The 16,690-nt window shown below is 56.6% G+C and carries 19 protein-coding genes and 1 tRNA gene; 6 read left to right on the top strand and 14 right to left on the bottom strand.

Annotation, left to right across the window (positions count from 1 at the left end; translation table 11 throughout):
- Nucleotides 1-165 precede the first annotated feature (165 nt).
- A complete protein-coding gene (locus tag ACEWPJ_RS02945; protein WP_416510764.1) occupies nt 166-2,979 on the top strand; it encodes a trypsin-like peptidase domain-containing protein in 2,814 nt (937 codons plus the stop codon).
- Between the two features lie 32 nt (nt 2,980-3,011).
- On the opposite strand, the gene ACEWPJ_RS02940 is transcribed toward ACEWPJ_RS02945, so the two are convergent.
- The 12 genes from ACEWPJ_RS02940 to ACEWPJ_RS02885 form a co-directional block, all read right to left on the bottom strand.
- The gene (locus ACEWPJ_RS02940) at nt 3,012-3,185 is read right to left on the bottom strand and encodes a DNA gyrase inhibitor YacG (protein WP_416510763.1); all 174 of its coding nucleotides are present in this window, start codon (nt 3,183-3,185) and stop codon (nt 3,012-3,014) included.
- The gene (locus tag ACEWPJ_RS02935) at nt 3,182-4,219 is read right to left on the bottom strand and encodes a ribonuclease E/G (RefSeq protein ID WP_416510761.1); all 1,038 of its coding nucleotides are present in this window, start codon (nt 4,217-4,219) and stop codon (nt 3,182-3,184) included. Before ACEWPJ_RS02935 ends, ACEWPJ_RS02940 begins: the two co-directional genes overlap by 4 nt.
- Nucleotides 4,216-4,779, bottom strand: a complete 564-nt coding sequence (locus ACEWPJ_RS02930; protein ID WP_416510759.1) for a Maf family protein — start codon at nt 4,777-4,779, stop codon at nt 4,216-4,218. The genes ACEWPJ_RS02935 and ACEWPJ_RS02930 overlap by 4 nt, the downstream gene beginning before the upstream one ends.
- A gap of 4 nt (nt 4,780-4,783) precedes the next feature.
- Nucleotides 4,784-5,002: a translation initiation factor IF-1 gene (gene infA, locus ACEWPJ_RS02925; protein WP_011455993.1), complete on the bottom strand. Its 219-nt coding sequence runs from the start codon at nt 5,000-5,002 to the stop codon at nt 4,784-4,786.
- 70 nt (nt 5,003-5,072) lie between these two features.
- Nucleotides 5,073-5,969, bottom strand: a complete 897-nt coding sequence (locus ACEWPJ_RS02920; protein ID WP_416510758.1) for a carbon-nitrogen hydrolase family protein — start codon at nt 5,967-5,969, stop codon at nt 5,073-5,075.
- Nucleotides 5,966-6,367 carry a low molecular weight phosphatase family protein gene (locus tag ACEWPJ_RS02915; protein ID WP_416512992.1) on the bottom strand — a complete coding sequence of 134 codons (402 nt, stop codon included), beginning with the start codon at nt 6,365-6,367 and terminating at the stop codon, nt 5,966-5,968. The genes ACEWPJ_RS02920 and ACEWPJ_RS02915 overlap by 4 nt, the downstream gene beginning before the upstream one ends.
- A 66-nt stretch (nt 6,368-6,433) precedes the next feature.
- On the bottom strand, nt 6,434-6,916 hold the full coding sequence (locus tag ACEWPJ_RS02910; protein ID WP_416510757.1) for a UPF0262 family protein: 483 nt from the start codon (nt 6,914-6,916) through the stop codon (nt 6,434-6,436).
- Complete coding sequence (hisD, locus tag ACEWPJ_RS02905; RefSeq protein WP_416510756.1) at nt 6,913-8,223, bottom strand: histidinol dehydrogenase; 1,311 nt, start codon at nt 8,221-8,223, stop codon at nt 6,913-6,915. Before hisD ends, ACEWPJ_RS02910 begins: the two co-directional genes overlap by 4 nt.
- 44 nt (nt 8,224-8,267) lie before the next feature.
- Nucleotides 8,268-8,759, bottom strand: coding sequence for a GNAT family N-acetyltransferase (locus ACEWPJ_RS02900; protein ID WP_416510754.1), 492 nt, complete (start codon nt 8,757-8,759; stop codon nt 8,268-8,270).
- Complete coding sequence (locus ACEWPJ_RS02895; RefSeq protein WP_416510752.1) at nt 8,756-9,235, bottom strand: DUF2948 family protein; 480 nt, start codon at nt 9,233-9,235, stop codon at nt 8,756-8,758. Before ACEWPJ_RS02895 ends, ACEWPJ_RS02900 begins: the two co-directional genes overlap by 4 nt.
- Entirely contained in the window at nt 9,235-10,500 is a 1,266-nt protein-coding gene (gene murA, locus ACEWPJ_RS02890) for a UDP-N-acetylglucosamine 1-carboxyvinyltransferase (RefSeq protein ID WP_416510750.1), read from the bottom strand. The genes ACEWPJ_RS02895 and murA overlap by 1 nt, the downstream gene beginning before the upstream one ends.
- A 1-nt stretch (nt 10,501) precedes the next feature.
- Nucleotides 10,502-10,648, bottom strand: a complete 147-nt coding sequence (locus ACEWPJ_RS02885; RefSeq protein WP_416510748.1) for a hypothetical protein — start codon at nt 10,646-10,648, stop codon at nt 10,502-10,504.
- Nucleotides 10,649-10,752: 104 nt separating this feature from the next.
- On the opposite strand from ACEWPJ_RS02885, the gene ACEWPJ_RS02880 reads away from it, so the two are divergent.
- The 5 genes from ACEWPJ_RS02880 (at nt 10,753) to ACEWPJ_RS02860 (ending at nt 15,098) form a co-directional block, all read left to right on the top strand.
- Nucleotides 10,753-10,827, top strand: a tRNA-Thr gene (locus ACEWPJ_RS02880).
- Nucleotides 10,828-11,011: 184 nt separating this feature from the next.
- Nucleotides 11,012-11,161 (top strand): hypothetical protein, encoded by a 150-nt coding sequence (locus tag ACEWPJ_RS02875; RefSeq protein WP_416510746.1) that lies wholly within the window; start codon nt 11,012-11,014, stop codon nt 11,159-11,161.
- A gap of 529 nt (nt 11,162-11,690) precedes the next feature.
- Nucleotides 11,691-12,725, top strand: coding sequence for a DNA cytosine methyltransferase (locus ACEWPJ_RS02870; RefSeq protein ID WP_416510745.1), 1,035 nt, complete (start codon nt 11,691-11,693; stop codon nt 12,723-12,725).
- The gene (locus ACEWPJ_RS02865; RefSeq protein WP_416510744.1) at nt 12,725-13,744 is read left to right on the top strand and encodes an HNH endonuclease; all 1,020 of its coding nucleotides are present in this window, start codon (nt 12,725-12,727) and stop codon (nt 13,742-13,744) included. The genes ACEWPJ_RS02870 and ACEWPJ_RS02865 overlap by 1 nt, the downstream gene beginning before the upstream one ends.
- On the top strand, nt 13,653-15,098 hold the full coding sequence (locus ACEWPJ_RS02860; RefSeq protein WP_416510743.1) for a hypothetical protein: 1,446 nt from the start codon (nt 13,653-13,655) through the stop codon (nt 15,096-15,098). The genes ACEWPJ_RS02865 and ACEWPJ_RS02860 overlap by 92 nt, the downstream gene beginning before the upstream one ends.
- A 373-nt stretch (nt 15,099-15,471) precedes the next feature.
- Here the strand turns inward: ACEWPJ_RS02860 and ACEWPJ_RS02855 are convergent, their stop codons facing one another.
- Both ACEWPJ_RS02855 and ACEWPJ_RS02850 read right to left on the bottom strand, forming a co-directional pair.
- Complete coding sequence (locus ACEWPJ_RS02855) at nt 15,472-16,065, bottom strand: relaxase/mobilization nuclease domain-containing protein (RefSeq protein WP_416510742.1); 594 nt, start codon at nt 16,063-16,065, stop codon at nt 15,472-15,474.
- On the bottom strand, nt 16,062-16,493 hold the full coding sequence (locus ACEWPJ_RS02850) for a hypothetical protein (RefSeq protein ID WP_416510740.1): 432 nt from the start codon (nt 16,491-16,493) through the stop codon (nt 16,062-16,064). The genes ACEWPJ_RS02855 and ACEWPJ_RS02850 overlap by 4 nt, the downstream gene beginning before the upstream one ends.
- Between the last annotated feature and the right edge of the window lie 197 nt (nt 16,494-16,690).

The following is a 16,690-nucleotide window of genomic DNA, read 5'->3' as shown; positions in this document are numbered from 1 at the left end:
CTGACAGCCGACCTCTTTGAGGATCGGTGCGGCTGTCACATCGCTTGCAGCCTTGTCTGGGCGCAGCTCCCCTATGCTACCCCTCCCCTTCCCCTTGCAGACTTTGTGCCGGATTCGTGCTAAGATTGACTTTTTTAATTCTATTTTTTGCACTGGGGTCTTGATATGCCTAAGAAAATTACACTGACTGAACTGCGTCAGCTTGTTCAGGATGAGAACACGCCAGACGAGGAAATCGCACAATATCTGGTGGAAGACAGCGACAGCATCGGCGCCTTCACGCCGCAAATTCGCATCAATCCAAAGCTTGTCGATGATGAAGGGCTTGAGGCTGACGTCCTCATGGGGTGGTTCAACCGGGCCGACCGGGCGCGGCGTCAGCGCAGATACAAACGCAAGATCAGGGATGGCTGGTCGGGGCTGCGGTTTGTCTCTGAAGGGGATAGCTGGTTTCAATACCCGTTCCTACTCCACGACGTTATCGACCACCTGTCCGATGAATACGCGATCTTTTCGCTTGGCGCGGCGGGCGATCTTGTTTCCGACATGCAGCATCAGGACGAGATCGCGGCGGCTGTGCGGGCGCACAATCCGCATGGCTTGCTGATTAGTGGCGGCGGGAACGACCTTCTGGGCGAAGGCCGTCTGGCAACCGCTGTTCACAAGTTCAAGGAAGGCCGCAAGGCCGCCGACTATCCCAACGCGAAATTCAATGAACGGCTGGGCGAAGTCATCGGCATCTACCGCACGATATTCACCGATCTGCTGCAGGAATTCCCGCATCTTAAGATTATCTGTCACGGCTACGACTACGCGATCCCGAACCGGGGCCGGTGGCTGGGCAAGCCGCTTGAAAAGCTGGGGATCAAGCAGAAGCGCCTGCAACTTCAGATCATCGCGGTGATGATCGACCGCTTCAACGATGCGCTGACCGATCTGGCGGGCGATTTTCCCAATGCCGTCTTTAACGTCAATTGCCGCAAGGCGGTCGGGCCGAAGCTGTGGTTTGACGAGCTTCACCCGAACCGCGTCGGTTACGGTGCCGTGGCCGAACGTTTCCGGTCTGTCGTCGGTGCGGTCGTCGACCGGGGCGAAAACTTCGACGTTTCGCAAGAACGCCTGTCACCGGGCAAGGAAGCCAAGATCGAAGATGCCAAAGACCTTGACCCCTGGGCGTTCCGCGAACTTGTCGTTCATCGCGGACGAGAGGTCTTGGAGCAGGAAATCCCGACAACAAGCTCCGAAGCGGAGCGGAAGGAGGTCGAAGCCGATATTTCCAGACACTTCGAAAAGATCTCTGGCGGGGCTGATTTCTTGCCCGCGAGTTTTTTGCTGAACGGTGCCGATAGGGCCAAAGCCGTCTGCCGCGTCGTTTTACCCGGCAGCGTTGGCTCCGGGTTCCTTGTCGCGACCCGCGATTTCATCATGACGAACAACCATGTCATCGCGTCGCCGGAGGATGCAGAAACCGCGGTAGCGGAGTTTGGCTTTGACAACGACAGTCCGCAGCAGCAGGTCCGCCTTGATCCGTCACGGTTCTTCGTGACCGACGCGGCGCTCGATTTCACGATTGTTGCCTGCGATGGATCGGAACTGCAGGGAATCACGCCGATCCCGCTTTTGCGCAGCCCGACGACCGTCACGCGCGGTGAGCGCGTCAATATCATCCAACACCCCCGTGGCCGCCCGAAAGAGGTCGCGTTGCACGACAACGACGTGCACCGGGTCAAGGACAAGGTGCTGTGGTATCGCACTGATACGGAGCCGGGGTCATCCGGCTCTCCGGTGTTTAACAATACTTGGGATTTGGTCGCCCTGCACCACGCGGGCTGGCATGAACCGGACGGCACAACGACGAATGAGGGTATCCGCATCGCCTCCATCGTGTCAAACCTCACGGCCCGGCAGGTCAGCGGGACCGAGGCGATGCCGGAACTCTTCACCATGCTTGAAACGATCCCGGATACCTCACCACATCTGGGATTCTTCGACATTGTCGGGGTGACCGGCAGCAGCATCAACGAAATCGAGATTCCCGAATATCGCGGCTCGGCGGATTATGCCGATATCGGGGTCTGGAATATCGAACACTTCAACAATTCGATCACCGATGCGCGCGTCAGCAAGGTCGCCAACGTCGTCGGACATTTGTCGCTGGACGTTCTCGGCCTCGTTGAGGTTCGGCGGGAGGCGCTGGAGCGTCTGACAACGCAGCTTCAGCTTCTCGGCCATGACTATGCGTTCAAATATCACGATGTTCGCGGCGGGCAGGATCTGGCGGTGCTCTATGACCGCAAGACCTCAGACGTGGTGCTGGCGCAGGACATTCTCAACCGTCACCGCGAGGCGTGGGAGGCCAAGACCTCAACCGGGCGCACGGCCTTTCCCCGCAGGCCACTGATCGCGCGGGTCAGCGTTATTCCGCGATCAGAGGACAAGCCCGAGGGGCTGGAAGACCTCGATGTGAAGTTCATTCTTGTCGTCGTTCATCTGAAAGCGTTTGGCGATCCCGAAAGCCGCGCACGCCGTCGGTTGGCCAGCCAAATTCTGGCCGAAGTCATTGAGGATATTCGCGCCACAGAAAACGTGCCTGTTGTCCTTGGCGGTGACATGAACGAAACGCTCGGCACCGACGTTCTGGATGCGCTGAAAAAGGCGCCGGATATGTTTACGCTGACCAGCGACGATCACGACGACAATGCGATTTCCTATGTCGGCGCGACGCATCGGTCCCTGATCGACCACATTATCGTGTCAAACGATGTGAAGATGGGCTCGATTCAGGGGGACGATGCCGCGATCGTTCGGTTGGACAAGAGCGTTGCGAACTTCACGCGGGATATTTCGGACCACGTGCCGCTCGTTATTCGGATGGTGAACCGGGATGCGCCTGTTCAGATTGAACCGGATGCGCATCCAAGCCTGCATACGGTCGATATACCCGACGGGGCGACGGGCGTCAGATTCAGCTACGAGTAGGGCGAAGCGGGGCGGAAAATCCCGCCCCGCGCCTAATGGGTGCGCTGTTCAGGCGTCTCAGGCTCATCCGCGACGTCGTCTTCTTCGGTCGACGGCGCGGTGTAAGTGCCATCAAACCAGTGGCCCAGATCAATATCCGCGCAGCGTTTGGAACAGAACGGGCGGTATTTCTTGTCGCTTTCTTTCTGGCAAATCGGACAGATCATCGGGGCAGGCTTTCCATGAGCGAACGGCGCTCTCTTTTGCGTTGCAGTTCATAGTGGCCAAGCGGCGTCCAGCCGACAAGGGTCGTATCCACCGCATCCGCGCGGAAGGCCGAGCGGAGCGCTTGTTCCATTTGCCGCCGGTCTTTCTTGGGCATCGGAGCAAAGTCGATGGTGATCTGCCCGCCCAGCCCGCGAATGCGCAACTGTCGTGGCAAATCCCGCGCAGCGGCAAGGTTTGCCTTCAAGCCAGCCGCCGACGATGTATCGGCACCGGTATTCACATCAACCGCAACGAGCGCGCGGGTCGGCTCAACATACATCGACGCCCCGCCAGACAGCCCGACATATGGAGTGCAGAAAGGCTCCAACAGATCGGGAACCGCGTGATCTTCAAACGCGCTCGCTTCGGTCGCGACGTTGTCGATCTCCGCCCAATCGCGCCAAGCCAAATGATGCGGGTCCGGACCGTCGAGCAGTAATTCAGCCCCTTCCCCAGACTCGCCGGCCAGAGTGTCAGCAGCCGATGCGCACATTTCGGCAATATCTTCGGCGACTTCGTCAGCATCAGCCCCGGCCGCACTCGACCGGACGATCAGCCCGTAGCCTTCGTTGCCCATCGTTTCATGCGCGATTTCCAGCAGGCTTTCGCGAACATCATCGTCCTTGACACTGCGCGAAACGTTTATGCCTGGCGCGTTTGGCGTAACGATTGCATATCGGCTTTTGAACAAGATTTTCGACGTAACGGGCGTCGCCTTGCCTTCGTCAGCGAAACCCGTGACCTGCACCAGCAGCGTTTGCCCAGGCGAAAGCCCCTTTCCCTGCCGCAAAAACGCCGTTCCGCCAGGCAAACGCAGGATCATCCCACCCTGCCCCTTCAACGGCCGATCCACGACCGCGCGATAAATCGCCCCCGGCAGCGGCACGGTATTTTCCGCAGGCTCAATCAGGAAGTCCTGCAAGCGGCCATCGACAATCTGCGCGGCAGCACGTTGGCCTTCGATGCGGCCAAGGACAGCCATGCGCCCCTTCATGTTCGCACCCCGGCGGCGGTCAGAAGGTTCCGAGTTTCTGTCAGCGGCAATCCGACAACCCCAGTGTATGATCCTTGAATCCAAGGGATGAACCGGGCTGCGTAGCCTTGGATGCCGTAACCGCCAGCCTTGCCGCGCCACTCATCCGTCGCGATGTAGGCGTCGATATCCGCATCTGTAAGCGGGGCCATTTTCAATGTGGTCACGGTCTCTCTTTCCCAGAGCTTATCGCCCAAGCGCACAGCGACGGCGGTGATGACACGATGCCGCCCGCCCGACAGCAGGCGCAGGAAGCGCCGCGCCTCGTCCGCATCACTTGGCTTGCCAAGGATACGACGGCCGAGCGTCACGACGGTATCGGCGGCCAAAACGACCTCGCCAGCCGCCACGTTCACCGCGAGCGCCTTTTCTCGCGCCATACGGGTGCAGTAAGGGCGCGGCAGTTCGTTTTTTTCAGGCGTTTCGTCTATGTCCGCCGGGCGCACGTCATCAGGCGTCACGCCAATTTGACCTAGCAATTCGGCGCGTCGGGGGCTCGCAGAGCCCAAAATCAGTCTCACCGACTTACTTGAAGCGGTAATTGATCCGGCCCTTGGTCAGGTCATAGGGCGTCATTTCCACCTGAACCTTGTCGCCAGCCAGAACGCGAATCCGGTTTTTCCGCATCTTTCCTGCCGTGTGAGCGATGATTTCATGGCCGTTTTCCAGCTCGACCCGAAATGTCGCGTTAGGCAGGAGTTCCTTAACGACACCGGGAAATTCGAGCATTTCTTCCTTGGCCATGGTCACTCCATCTTAACAAACCCGTCGAAAATGCGGGCGAGGCAGTAAATGCGCCTTAACGGGGCGTTTTTCAAGAGGGTTTTGGCCCCATGCGCGGGAAAGTGACCGCTTGGACACGCGGCAATTGTTCATCCCAATGGGTCTTGTTGAGCACGCGCCCGTCCGCCCGAACCGCCCTGATCGCATCCAGCGAGACATCGGCGAAAGTCCAACCCGGCGCATTCATTTCCGCAACGGCAATTACACCGGTATCAGGGAACCCCATATCAGGCGGTCCGTAGATTCCCGCAGCTCCGGTATTGGTGTCGACGACAGGGGTCCAAGGTGCGTGACCGGTCGTCGGTGAGTGCACGACGACACATTGCCCCTCAAGCGCGCGGGCCATAGCGCCGATGCGGACCCGCCAATAGCCGGACAGTCCTTCGGTGGCTGAAGGCACCAGCAGGATATCGACATCAGCTTCCATCAAAGCGCGGGCGAGCAGTGGGAATTCGCAGTCGTAGCAGATCAAAACGCCGATGCGGCCAAGCGGTGTTTCGAAGACCGTCAGCCTATCGCCCGACCTCATATCCATAGGCGCCCGTTCAAACCGCGTCATGATTTGCTTGTCTTGATGGGCTTGGCTGCCATCTGGCGCGAAGAAATGGGCGCGGTTCACAGGACGTCCGGCACCATCATAACAAGGCGCGCTTGGCCCGAGAATATGCACGCCAAATTCTGCTGCCAGCGCTGCGAATAGCGCGTTCGCCTGGTCCAAGTGCGCATCGACGGCGCGCAGGCTGCCCTCTACCTGACCAGCAACCTCGGCGCCGACCAGCGAAGCAAGCTCCATCGCGCCGTATTCGGGAAACACCAGCAGATCGGCGCCATTCTCGGCGGCACTCGACACCCACTCCCGCTGTTTCGCCGCATACGATGCCCAATCATCGTGCCAGTCGATTGGATAGGTTGCGGCGGCGACCTTCATTCGACATCCTCAATCGGTGGGCCGAAACGGTTGATAAGACGCTCACTGATCTGATCCCGGGCGAGCCTGTAAGACGCAAGCTTTGCCTCGCGGGTTTCACCCAATCCGGTCGGGTCGATAATTTGCCAATATTCGACTTGAAGGTGGTAATACCGCGTCAAATCAAGAGCCCGGCGCTGGCTGGCCGGGGACAGCGCGATTACAAGATCAAAACCCGACAGATCGTCGCCCCATTCCTGCATCTCGTCGAATGATCGCGAGCGGTGGCGCGACAGCTCGACATCGATTTCCTTGCAGACGGCGATGGAAAACCCGTCGATCTCAAGTTCATTCTTCACGCCGGCGGATTGCACATAGGTCGTCTGGCCGTAATACTTCTTCATCAACCCTTCGGCCATAGGAGAGCGAACCGCGTTGTAATCGCAGCAGAAAAGGATCGAGGATGGAAGTGCGTCCGCCAAACCTTACCCTCCGAAATGCAGAACGCAGATAAGGGTGAACAGACGGCGAGAGGTGTCGATATCAACCTCGGCTTTTCCTTCAAGCCGCTCTTGCAGCACCTTCGCCCCTTCGTTGTGGATACCACGCCGCGCCATATCAATCGCCTCGATTTGGCTGGGGGGGAGTTTCTTCACGGCGTCAAAGTAGCTTTCGCAAATCTGGAAATAATCCTTCACCACCTGACGGAAAGGGCCAAGCGACAGATGGAACGCGCCGACCGGTTTCGCATCTTCGGTCGCGATGTCGAACACCAGCCGACGGTCGCGGATCGCGAGTTGCAGTTGGTAGGGTCCGTCAGGGATCGAATGCCCATCCCGTGCGGGCAGCGCAAAACTGTTGTCTTCGAGAAGGTCGAAGATCGCCACTTTGCGTTCCTGTTCAATCTCCGGTGTCGGTTCGGCCAACCCGGTTTCATCAATCTCGACGTGGCAGAGGCGGTTGCTCATTTCGGGTCCTCGTTCAGACGGTCAAGACGGGCACGCACGGACAGGCCGTGCGCCTCAAGGCTTTCGGATTTCGCCAGCCGCTCCGCTGACGGGCCAATCGCGGAAAGTGCGGCGGGCGTCATACGGGACAGCGTCGTTCGTTTCAGAAAGTCCATCACGGACAGGCCGGAGCTAAACCGTGCGGATCGCGCTGTCGGCAAAACGTGGTTCGGCCCGCCGATATAGTCGCCAATCGCCTCAGGCGTCCATTTACCAAGGAAGATCGCGCCCGCGTGCTGAACCTTTGCCGCCAAGGCATCAGCGTCTTCAACACAAAGCTCTAGGTGTTCCGGTGCGACGCGGTCGGATAGCTGCGCGGCCTCATCCAAATCGCGAACCGTGATGATCGCGCCGAAATCTTCCCAACTGCGGCTGGCGATCGTGCGGCGCTCAAGGGTCTGAAGGCGTGCATCGACCGCATCCGAAACAGCCTGTCCAAACACCGCATCATCCGTAATCAGGATCGACTGCGCGCTTTCGTCGTGTTCCGCTTGGCTTAGCAGATCAACAGCGATCCAGTCGGGGTCATTGTGACGGTCCGCAATCACGAGGATTTCGGACGGCCCAGCGATCATGTCGATGCCGACCTTGCCGAACACCCGCCGCTTGGCTGCCGCGACAAAGGCGTTGCCGGGGCCGGTGATCTTGTCCACGGGCGCAATCGTTTCGGTGCCATAGGCGAGCGCCGCAATCGCCTGCGCCCCACCGACGCGATAGATCGTATCGACGCCCGAAATGCGCGCGGCGAGCAGGACCAGCGGATATGTAATGCCGTCCGGTGTCGGCACACAAATCGCCAACCGCTCCACCCCCGCCACCTTGGCGGGGATTGCGTTCATCAGAACTGAAGACGGATAGCTCGCCAGACCGCCCGGCACGTAAAGCCCCGCCGCCGACACCGGCCCCCAGCGCCAGCCGAGCGTTGCGCCCTCCGGATCGGTCCACATCTCATCTTTGGGCATCTGGCGCGCGTGATAAGCGCGTATGCGTTCAGCGGCGAGTTCCAACGCTGCGCGATCTTCGTCGGAAACCTTCGCACATTCCGCCGCGATTTCCTCTTCGGAAAAGGCGATGGTGTCGGCCGTCAACTTCAACCGGTCAAACTTGGCGGTCAACTCGATCACGGCCGCATCCCCACGGTCGCGCACATCAGCGATGATATCCGCCACCACATCGTCAACGTCGGGGGAATCCTCACGCTTCATCCCCAGCAGCGCGGCGAAACGGCTTTCAAAATCAGAGTCGGAGGTATTCAGAATATGCGGCATCGGGGGCTCCTTGCCGATGGACATACCGCTAGGGTCGCGGAGCCTCAAGTGTCGAGCGGTCGAACCATGAAAATGTCGTGGCGATAGGTTGCCCCGTCCCGGCAGGCATTCGGTATCCGCCCCATTTTTGTAAAGCCCATGCGTTCGTAGAATCTGACCGCTCTTGTGTTGTCTTCTGCGACGTCCAACTCAAGCTGCGAAATCCCGGTTTTGACGGCGTGTTTCTGTATCTCGGCAAGCAGGGCTTCCGCGTGCCCGCCCCCGCGGGCAGAGTCACGGACGTAAACCATGATGAGGGATGCCCTATGCTGCATCTTGCTGGGTGCTTGTCGCATCAGCCCCATAATGCCGACGGGGTCCGCGTCGATGAACGATACAAACGTCGGATTGGTGAGGAGCCGTCGTTCCCATTCCGCGTCGTCCATTGCCGCCCAATCCTCATACCGGCTGGCGAAGGCTTCGGGTGCCGTTTGCAATGCCTCAAGCCGTATGGCGCGAAAGATCGCGCTATCTCCGGCGATGAGGCGGCGGATCATTCCGGGTGGTCCGGCACTTTGCGAGAGGGCGCAACATAAGGGCGAGTCACGTCCTTTAGCGTCACATCGAGCACTTCGACATCAAGCGCAATCGCCCCGTCGCCCGCCAACGTCAGGATCACCCGCCCCGTTCCGTCCTCGCCCGGCTCGAACGAAATAGACAGAAGCGACATGATCGTATCCTGATCGCCGCGCTCTACGCCCTGCGATTGCACTTTCAGGACATCGTCAATGACCAGCACCGATTGCACACGCTCATAAGCCCGGCCGCGGCGTTCAGCCGCTGTGCGGTCCTCCCATCGGAACCGATTAAGCAGAATAGCGAAGCGCCGCTGCTTCTTTTGCCATGTCATCTCGCTTGCCGGGAAAACGGCGTCTTGGGTCAGCGATGCGATCACCGAAAGATCATCCACATCCTCTGCCCGAAGGCGCAGGGGCGCTTCGCCGCCTTCTTCGAATGTTGCGTCTTCTACCATCAGCCCTTTATCCGTTCGATTGATGCGCCAACGCCGCGCAGCTTGCCGACAACGTGTTCATAGCCCCGATCAAGGTGATAAACGCGGCTTACCACGGTTTCGCCTTCAGCAGCGAGCCCGGCAAGGATCAGGGACACCGACGCGCGAAGATCTGTCGCCATGACCGGCGCACCTTTCAGCCGTTCAACGCCTGTCACCGTCGCGGTGCCACCGTGAACCTCAATATCCGCGCCCATCCGCGTCAGTTCGGGAGCGTGCATGAAGCGGTTTTCAAAAATCCGCTCTTCCAGAACGCTCTTTCCCTCGGCTGTGCAAAGAAGCGCCATCATTTGCGCTTGAAGGTCGGTCGGAAAACCGGGGAACGGTTCGGTCACGACATCGACCGCCCGTATCCGGCCATTCATGCGGCTGACCTTCAAACCCTTATCGGTTTCGGTTACGTCGATACCAGCCTCTTCCAGCTTAACGCAGAACGCATCAAGCAGGTCGCGGCGACCGCCCAAAAGCTCAACCTCACCCCCCGCAATGGCGGGGGCGAGCATATAGGTGCCAAGTTCAATGCGGTCCGTCACAACCGGATGGGTCGCGCCGTGCAGGCGGTCAACGCCTTCGATGGTCAGTGTTCCCTTGCCGTCATCGTCAATCTGCGCACCCATGGAACGCAGGCATTTTGCTAGATCGCCAATTTCAGGCTCGCGCGCGGCGTTCTTCAGAACTGTCGTGCCTTTGGCGAGCGTCGCGGCCATTAGCGCGTTTTCCGTCGCACCGACCGATACCAGCGGAAATTCGTAAACAGCGCCCTTTAGCCCTTTCGGCGCATTCGCATGAAGATAACCGTCTTTCAGCTCAATCTCAGCACCAAGTGCGGTCAGCGCGTCGATATGCAGGTCCATCGGACGCGCACCAATCGCGCAGCCCCCCGGCAGCGACACAACCGCATGTCCCATCCGCGCAAGAAGCGGGCCAAGCACCAGATTAGACGCGCGCATCTTGCGCACGATCTCATAATCCGCGACGGGGTTAATCTCTCCGTGGCTCGACATTGCTATGACTTGCCCGTCCTGCAGGCTTTGCACCTCGGCCCCGAGGGACGCGAGCAATGCCGTCATCGTCTTGATATCAGACAAGCGCGGCGCGTTGGTCAGCGTCAGCGGCTCTTCGGACAGAAGCGTGGCGGGCATCAGCGTCAGGCAGGCGTTCTTGGCACCCGCAATCGGGATTTGCCCATTCAGCGCCGATCCGCCGTTCACGATAATTGAATCCATATTAGTCGCCCTGCCCGCTGCTTGCCTGTTTACGCGCCTTCGCCTGCGCCTTGCGCTTGGCCATATTGGCCTTCAGCGACGCTTTCAACCGATCTTCGCGGCTTTGATCCGACTTGGCGCTTTTCTGTTCTTTGGATTTCCTGTCCATACCGCCCTCTGTAACGCAGGGTGCAAAAAGGGTCCAGATTGCGCTTGCGTCACGGGAAATTTAGGTCTAATCAGCCGCCCACATGCGGCGCACCAGCGCCCGTTGCTGCTGTAGCTCAGAGGTAGAGCACTCCCTTGGTAAGGGAGAGGTCGAGAGTTCAATTCTCTCCAGCAGCACCATCTCGCTTTTTTCACCTGAAATTCCCGCTAAAGCCCTGAATGGAAAGGCAAATTTTGGTGTTCCAAACACCCCATTTTGCCCCCATCTTAGCGGCTCCAAAAACGCTAATCTGAGCACCGTTTGGCGCATCGGGAAATCCCCATTTTTGTATATATCCCAAGGGCTTGATAGAAACCCGAGTGCGTGTTCAATACATTCCTCCAGCCGTCCCTTTGGCGGCACGGCTTTCTCGATACGCTCGGCAAGTACGATCTTCTCCCGTTCCAGCCGCTCGATCCGCGATTCATAGGCGCTGACGACCGATCCGTTCTTGGCCTCGACGATCCGGTCTAACAGGCTTTCGATCTGGCCCTCGACATCACTTAGCTGCGCCGCCAGCGCTTTATTCGTGCTGTGGGCTTCGCTAAGGCGCATGTCCCAGGCATCGCGGATCGCCGCCCCCGAACCCAGCTCGTCAGACTTGGAGAATTACCTCTCCACCGACACCGAACCATGCACAATCAGGCCGCCTGATTGATCTGCGCCATTTCATGGAGACGACTTCATCGAGACCAACCTTGCGCCGGTTGGATAGCGCTAGAAGCTGCTTCGCCTCAAGCAACATCAAGCTCGCGGGGTACAGCAGGAAACGGCTTGTCAACGACTAGGATGTATGAGAACATACATGGAACATTAGTGGATAAATCGCTACATCTTGTATTTTTCTGATGCGCGAGCCACGATATGTTACTACCCTTGATGTACACGATCGACACTCGAATCGAGTGCATATGATATTCCGTTACCAAGGCAGCCTGATCTGGCTGCCTGAGTGGACAACAACAAGCAACGGTCGCGTGAAGCGGCGTGAAAGGAGCAGGCAGTGGTCAAATGCATTAGCTTATTCTCTGGCGCAGGAGGCTTGGACATCGGCGCTATCAAGGCTGGCGCAAAGATCATAGCCTGCATTGAGAATGATCCGGATGCCGCGGAAACTCTGCGCCTAAACAACATAAGCGGTCATAGGTCGTCAGTAATCGAAGACGACATCAGGAATGTTGACTTCACCGAATGGCGTGACGGCTCCGACAAGATACTTATTGGCGGACCTCCTTGCCAACCATTTTCAAAGAATGGTTATTGGGTGAAGAACGATAACCGCCTTATTGATGAAGACCCTCGCAATATGTTGGGTCAATTTCTGCGCGCAGTGAACGAACTTGACCCGAATGGGTTCTTGTTTGAAAATGTGGAAAGCATTCGTCATCCCACAAATCTCCCCACTTTTGAACGTTTTGTCTCGGAGGCGGAAGCTCTTGGCTATGCTTGTACTGTTTTTAGAGCGAATTCCGCAGACTTTGGTGTCCCGCAGAAACGAAAGCGCGTGTTCGTCTTCGGAATACGCGGGGCAAAGAACGCAATTTCCGAACCACATCAGACTCATGGCGACCCGTCTAAACCTGATCTCATGAATGGCTTTGATCCTTACGTAGGGGTCGGATCATTCATCAAGAAGTTTGCAGCAAAAAAATACTCAGAGCCGCAGGAAGATGCCTCTGCGGGCACCTACTACCACGAACTTGTTCACGTTCCAGCAGGTAAGAACTACATCGCTCTTTCAAAACTCGAAGACTATGATGGAAGAACATTTAGGCCTGGTGGAAGGTTCTGGAATTTTCTCCAAAAACTCCACCCCGATCAGCCTTCCATCACGATCGCTGCTCAGCCTGGCCCTTGGGTTGGACCCTTCCATTGGAACAATCGACGGCTTCGTGTTCCAGAAATTGCAGCGATCCAAACTTTTCCAAATGACTACAAGTTTGCCGGAAACCGCCGATCTATTCAAAAACAGATCGGGAATGCGGTTCCCAGTTTACTTGGTGAAAAGATGGTCGGCCATTTAATTGAGAATCTGTAATGGCTCTGGATAATGCTCTTTTATACAACTTTGTGAAGGACGCGGTATCACCGTATTCGGAAGATTTTCGCTTTGACAATCGTGCTAACCCCACCGAATTTCACCTCAATGGAATAGGCTACTCAGCACATGTTTCCTATGTGCACGACTCCGGCAACTCTCGCGATAATGATGACGAAGTAAGAATCCAAATAGGCCGCGCCCTGATCGAGGAGCAGCGAAGTAGGGCCGAAGCTGGAAAGCGGGTAGCATTTTTAGGGTTCTTTGAAGGAGGCGAGGCCTTCGTTGCATGGGACCCGAGGCACGTTTTTTCTTTACAAGCTAGAACTGTTGTTTCTGTTTATGCTCGACAGTCTCAACTTACCGCAGTGCGTCTAAATCAGGCGGCTGTTCACCAGTTTCGCGCTCGGTTTCTCGAAGAACAGAGTTTTGCCATTGCGCTACCTGCTGAAGCACTCGGTTTCTATCTTGAGAACATTGAGCATTTTCATAGGCTGCCGACTGAAGAAGGCATAGTTGGTCTTATGCGGGACCATACGTCAACCTTTACGGAGAGTGGCTTCGGGGGCGGCGGGGACTTCAACGTAGAAGATAGTGGGCAGCGAGAAAGGTTTACGTACGAGCGCAAAGCCTATCCACGTGATCCAAGATTCAAGAGGTGGGTCTTGGATGCATATGAACAAACTTGTTGCGTTTGTGATCGTCAACTCGGACTTATTGAGGCGGCTCATATTATTCCACATTCCGTAGATGGTTCACCGAACGAGGTCAGCAACGGCTTGGCGCTGTGCATCGAACATCACCGACTTTATGATCGAGCGCTTTTGCTACCGGGACCGGGGCGAAGGCTCGTTTTTAACGATGAGCGGGCTGAATATTTAAAGCAAACCAACCAACAAAAAGGGTTGGAGGAAATCGAGGCACTGAATGGCAATGAATACAGAGTTCCTGAAAGCCCAGAACATAGACCTAACGACGAGTACCTTGCCCAAGGACTTGAAATCCGAATGGCTGGCTGAAATAGACAAGCAACTGGTCGCTGCTGAGGAAGCGGAAAGCGGCCTTTCGTATGTTTCTGCTTGTGGTACCGAGGAAGCACGCAAGCTCATTGGCTCGTACTATACTCCTATTGATGTAGCACGGTTTTTTTGGTGCGAGTTTTTTGACTTCTGGGGTATTCAGTCGCCTGCTCAAGCAGAACGCTTTCTTCGCACACATAAATTTGTTGAACCTTCCGTCGGCGCTGGTGCGTTGTTCTTTGCTCTTCTGGAGAAGCTAGCTTCTGCAGGGGCGCCGCCTGAGTTGCTCGCGATCATCGATGCCGAGTTTGTTGATATCAATGACGAAGCGTTGAAGTTCGTCAGGGAGCGCATCGGACAATTGGAGAATGCGTGGGGCCTCCGTTTCGCGAATCTGAGATTTATTCATCAGGATTTCCGTGATGTTAAGTTTGATACCTCTGACAAACCTCGAATTTTCTTCGGGAATCCACCATTTGTAACAAACCCTCGCGGCGCATCTCGGTGGAAAAATCTCTTCGCAGATTTCGTAGAAGTTTCCCTGAGTGCCGCAGGCCCAGATGGAGCTGTTCACTACATATTGCCGCTCTCTCTCGCGTTTAGCAGGGACTATCAGGACTTGCGGCGAATTTTGCGCGAGAGGCGAGCGAGAATTCAGCTTTCTCATTTCGACAACATTCCTGACACTCTCTTTAAATCTGGCAAACCCCTTCATACGAACACCAACAAAGCCAATAGCCAACGCTGCACACTGCTAAGCGTCGTGCCAGGAAGCGAGTTCAAAGTAGTCTCGACGCCTTTGCTCCGCTGGTCTAAGGGCCAGAGATCAGACGTCTTGGGAAAGTCGCCACAGTACTTCGATGTCTCAGCTTATGCATTTGACGACCAGTTTCCGCGACCTCGCAATGAGCGTGTCCTTCATTATCTGGAGCAGTGCAAAAAAGCGCCTCGCCTTGGCAGCCTCATCGAAAGGGGAGGATCGCAAAGTGTATTGGTCGCAGGTGTCGCACGAAACTATATCGGCATCCGCGCTACTCCTGGAAGTGGAGTGCACGATCTCCAGTTTGACTCGAAGGATGATGCGCTCAAGGCTATCGCGATTATTTCATCAGACCTGTTCTTTGATTACTGGCTAAGTGTCGGGGATGGATTTCATTTAACTAAGTCGAACATTCTTGAATTTCCTGTCCATAGCGCGTTGCAGCAGACACTCTCCGCTCGCTTACCAGAATTTCACAAGACCTGGAGAAATCGCAAAAAGTATCAAAAATCAAAGCTGAATTCTGGGCATGAGACCAAATCCTATGATTTCTCCGATGCTTTTCCGTCGCTCTATATTTCTCGCGTGTTCTGATTGAACAGGCAAAGACCAAACACAAGAATGAATTTCAAATAGCGGCTGACCGGACGGCCATCCGCAGCGAAGAAGGGTGATCAGATCAGAAACGAAGAACGCGCCTTGCGGCACGCCAAGGGCGCTCGGCTGAGCGCATAGTCTTTACTGGGTAAGTTCTAGGGGCTGCCGCCCCCGCGCAGGCAAAGGGCAGGTCCTCGCCATGCTCGCTTCGGCTACGCCTGCAGCTGCGCGTGGCTCCGGGCCCGCGTACTGCGCCTTTGCCTTTGCACCCCCGCTTCTCGGCGAAGGCCAGCCGGTTGCAGGCAACCGGGAATTCAATTGGATCTGTGATTTAGGTCAGAAAATTTGACTTAAAATGCGAAAATGTGGCTTATTGCTCGAATTGCTGAAGAACATCCCAGCACTGCTTGAAGACGGCTTTGATCTCTTTAGGATTGAGACCGGCGCGTTTGGCTTGTTGCCATTCCGCGCGGGTGAAGTTCAGCGGATCGCGAAGGGCACGGTCCTGCAGGCCGCGCGGCATGTCCCAGCCATGTTCCATGAAGAGCTGGCGCGAGACATCACGCAGCTTCATCTTGTAGTGGGGTAGATTGATTGCCCGCATACGTTCGTGATCGATCCGCGACCAGACGGCATGCGCATGTCTGCATCCGTTCTTCTCATGGAAGACGATGGCCCGTGGCTGATTTTCCAGTCCCATTTTCTGTTCGACCTGGGTGATGGCCTGCTCGAATGCTTCCGTGCTGACCTGCTGCCCTTCCGGCGGGTTCAGACTGATCGAGAATAGATGGTTTTGACAGCGCGTGCCGCTGGCAATCGCCTCGGCCTCTTCGAAGGCTGCTACCAGGCCATCACTGGCAAAGCCGCGCACCTCATACAGCCCGACATGATCATTGTCTCGCTCGGCAAGAAGATACTGAGCGAGCTGCGGGGCATCACCGCGTTCTTTAGCTTTGATGATCATGGATCATCTCCAGGTGCGATATCGAGGGCACGGATCAGATCAAGGCGGATTTTTACGACCTCGCGGCACGCTTCACGGATATCGGATTCAGTTTCTGGCGTGACTGGCAACGAACCGGTGTTCACCGCCTTGGCAATCTGGTTCAGGTTCGAGGACAGCCGTGAACCGCCCAGAGCGCCAAGGACGCGCCCAAGCGCTTCTTGGTCCTGTACGGGACGATTGCCGAGCTTTTTGCGCGGCGAGACGTTATCCCCAAGAAGCTGCTCGCGGATATAGGCCCCAAGAGGTTTACCAGCCGCATCCTGCTCTAGCCTGGCCCGTTCCTCATAGGTCAGGCGCAGCGAAAACGGTGGCGGATACTTCGCTTTCTCCGCTTTTTCTGGCTTACTTGCTGCTACCGTATTGAAATCATGGCGTAAACTGGTCATCGTCACACCTCAGACTCTTTGAGTCTATAGATGCGAGATGGCGCTCCCACTCTTCGAGGGCATCAAGGAGAGAGTTCAATTCTCTCCAGCAGCACCACTCCTCTTCCAAGCACATGCAAACCGCAGCATTTAGTCGGACAACCCGCCGAGGTTGCTAAACCTTGCGTTGTGTTGCGGGTTATCCACATAAACAGCGT

It is taken from the genome of Aliiroseovarius sp. YM-037, assembly GCF_048060095.1.
Classification (GTDB): domain Bacteria; phylum Pseudomonadota; class Alphaproteobacteria; order Rhodobacterales; family Rhodobacteraceae; genus JBLUOA01.
This window is presented reverse-complemented; position numbering and strand designations above follow the sequence as displayed.

Coding starts and splice junctions, on each gene's coding strand:
- ACEWPJ_RS02945 (WP_416510764.1), top strand. CDS start 166: ATGCCTAAGAAAATTACACTGACTGAACTGCGTCAGCTTGTTCAGGAT.
- ACEWPJ_RS02940 (WP_416510763.1), bottom strand. CDS start 3,185: ATGATCTGTCCGATTTGCCAGAAAGAAAGCGACAAGAAATACCGCCCG.
- ACEWPJ_RS02935 (WP_416510761.1), bottom strand. CDS start 4,219: ATGAAGGGGCGCATGGCTGTCCTTGGCCGCATCGAAGGCCAACGTGCT.
- infA (WP_011455993.1), bottom strand. CDS start 5,002: ATGGCCAAGGAAGAAATGCTCGAATTTCCCGGTGTCGTTAAGGAACTC.
- ACEWPJ_RS02920 (WP_416510758.1), bottom strand. CDS start 5,969: ATGAAGGTCGCCGCCGCAACCTATCCAATCGACTGGCACGATGATTGG.
- ACEWPJ_RS02915 (WP_416512992.1), bottom strand. CDS start 6,367: ATGGCCGAAGGGTTGATGAAGAAGTATTACGGCCAGACGACCTATGTG.
- ACEWPJ_RS02910 (WP_416510757.1), bottom strand. CDS start 6,916: ATGAGCAACCGCCTCTGCCACGTCGAGATTGATGAAACCGGGTTGGCC.
- hisD (WP_416510756.1), bottom strand. CDS start 8,223: ATGCCGCATATTCTGAATACCTCCGACTCTGATTTTGAAAGCCGTTTC.
- ACEWPJ_RS02900 (WP_416510754.1), bottom strand. CDS start 8,759: ATGATCCGCCGCCTCATCGCCGGAGATAGCGCGATCTTTCGCGCCATA.
- ACEWPJ_RS02895 (WP_416510752.1), bottom strand. CDS start 9,235: ATGGTAGAAGACGCAACATTCGAAGAAGGCGGCGAAGCGCCCCTGCGC.
- murA (WP_416510750.1), bottom strand. CDS start 10,500: ATGGATTCAATTATCGTGAACGGCGGATCGGCGCTGAATGGGCAAATC.
- ACEWPJ_RS02885 (WP_416510748.1), bottom strand. CDS start 10,648: ATGGACAGGAAATCCAAAGAACAGAAAAGCGCCAAGTCGGATCAAAGC.
- ACEWPJ_RS02865 (WP_416510744.1), top strand. CDS start 12,725: ATGGCTCTGGATAATGCTCTTTTATACAACTTTGTGAAGGACGCGGTA.
- ACEWPJ_RS02860 (WP_416510743.1), top strand. CDS start 13,653: ATGGCAATGAATACAGAGTTCCTGAAAGCCCAGAACATAGACCTAACG.
- ACEWPJ_RS02855 (WP_416510742.1), bottom strand. CDS start 16,065: ATGATCATCAAAGCTAAAGAACGCGGTGATGCCCCGCAGCTCGCTCAG.
- ACEWPJ_RS02850 (WP_416510740.1), bottom strand. CDS start 16,493: ATGACCAGTTTACGCCATGATTTCAATACGGTAGCAGCAAGTAAGCCA.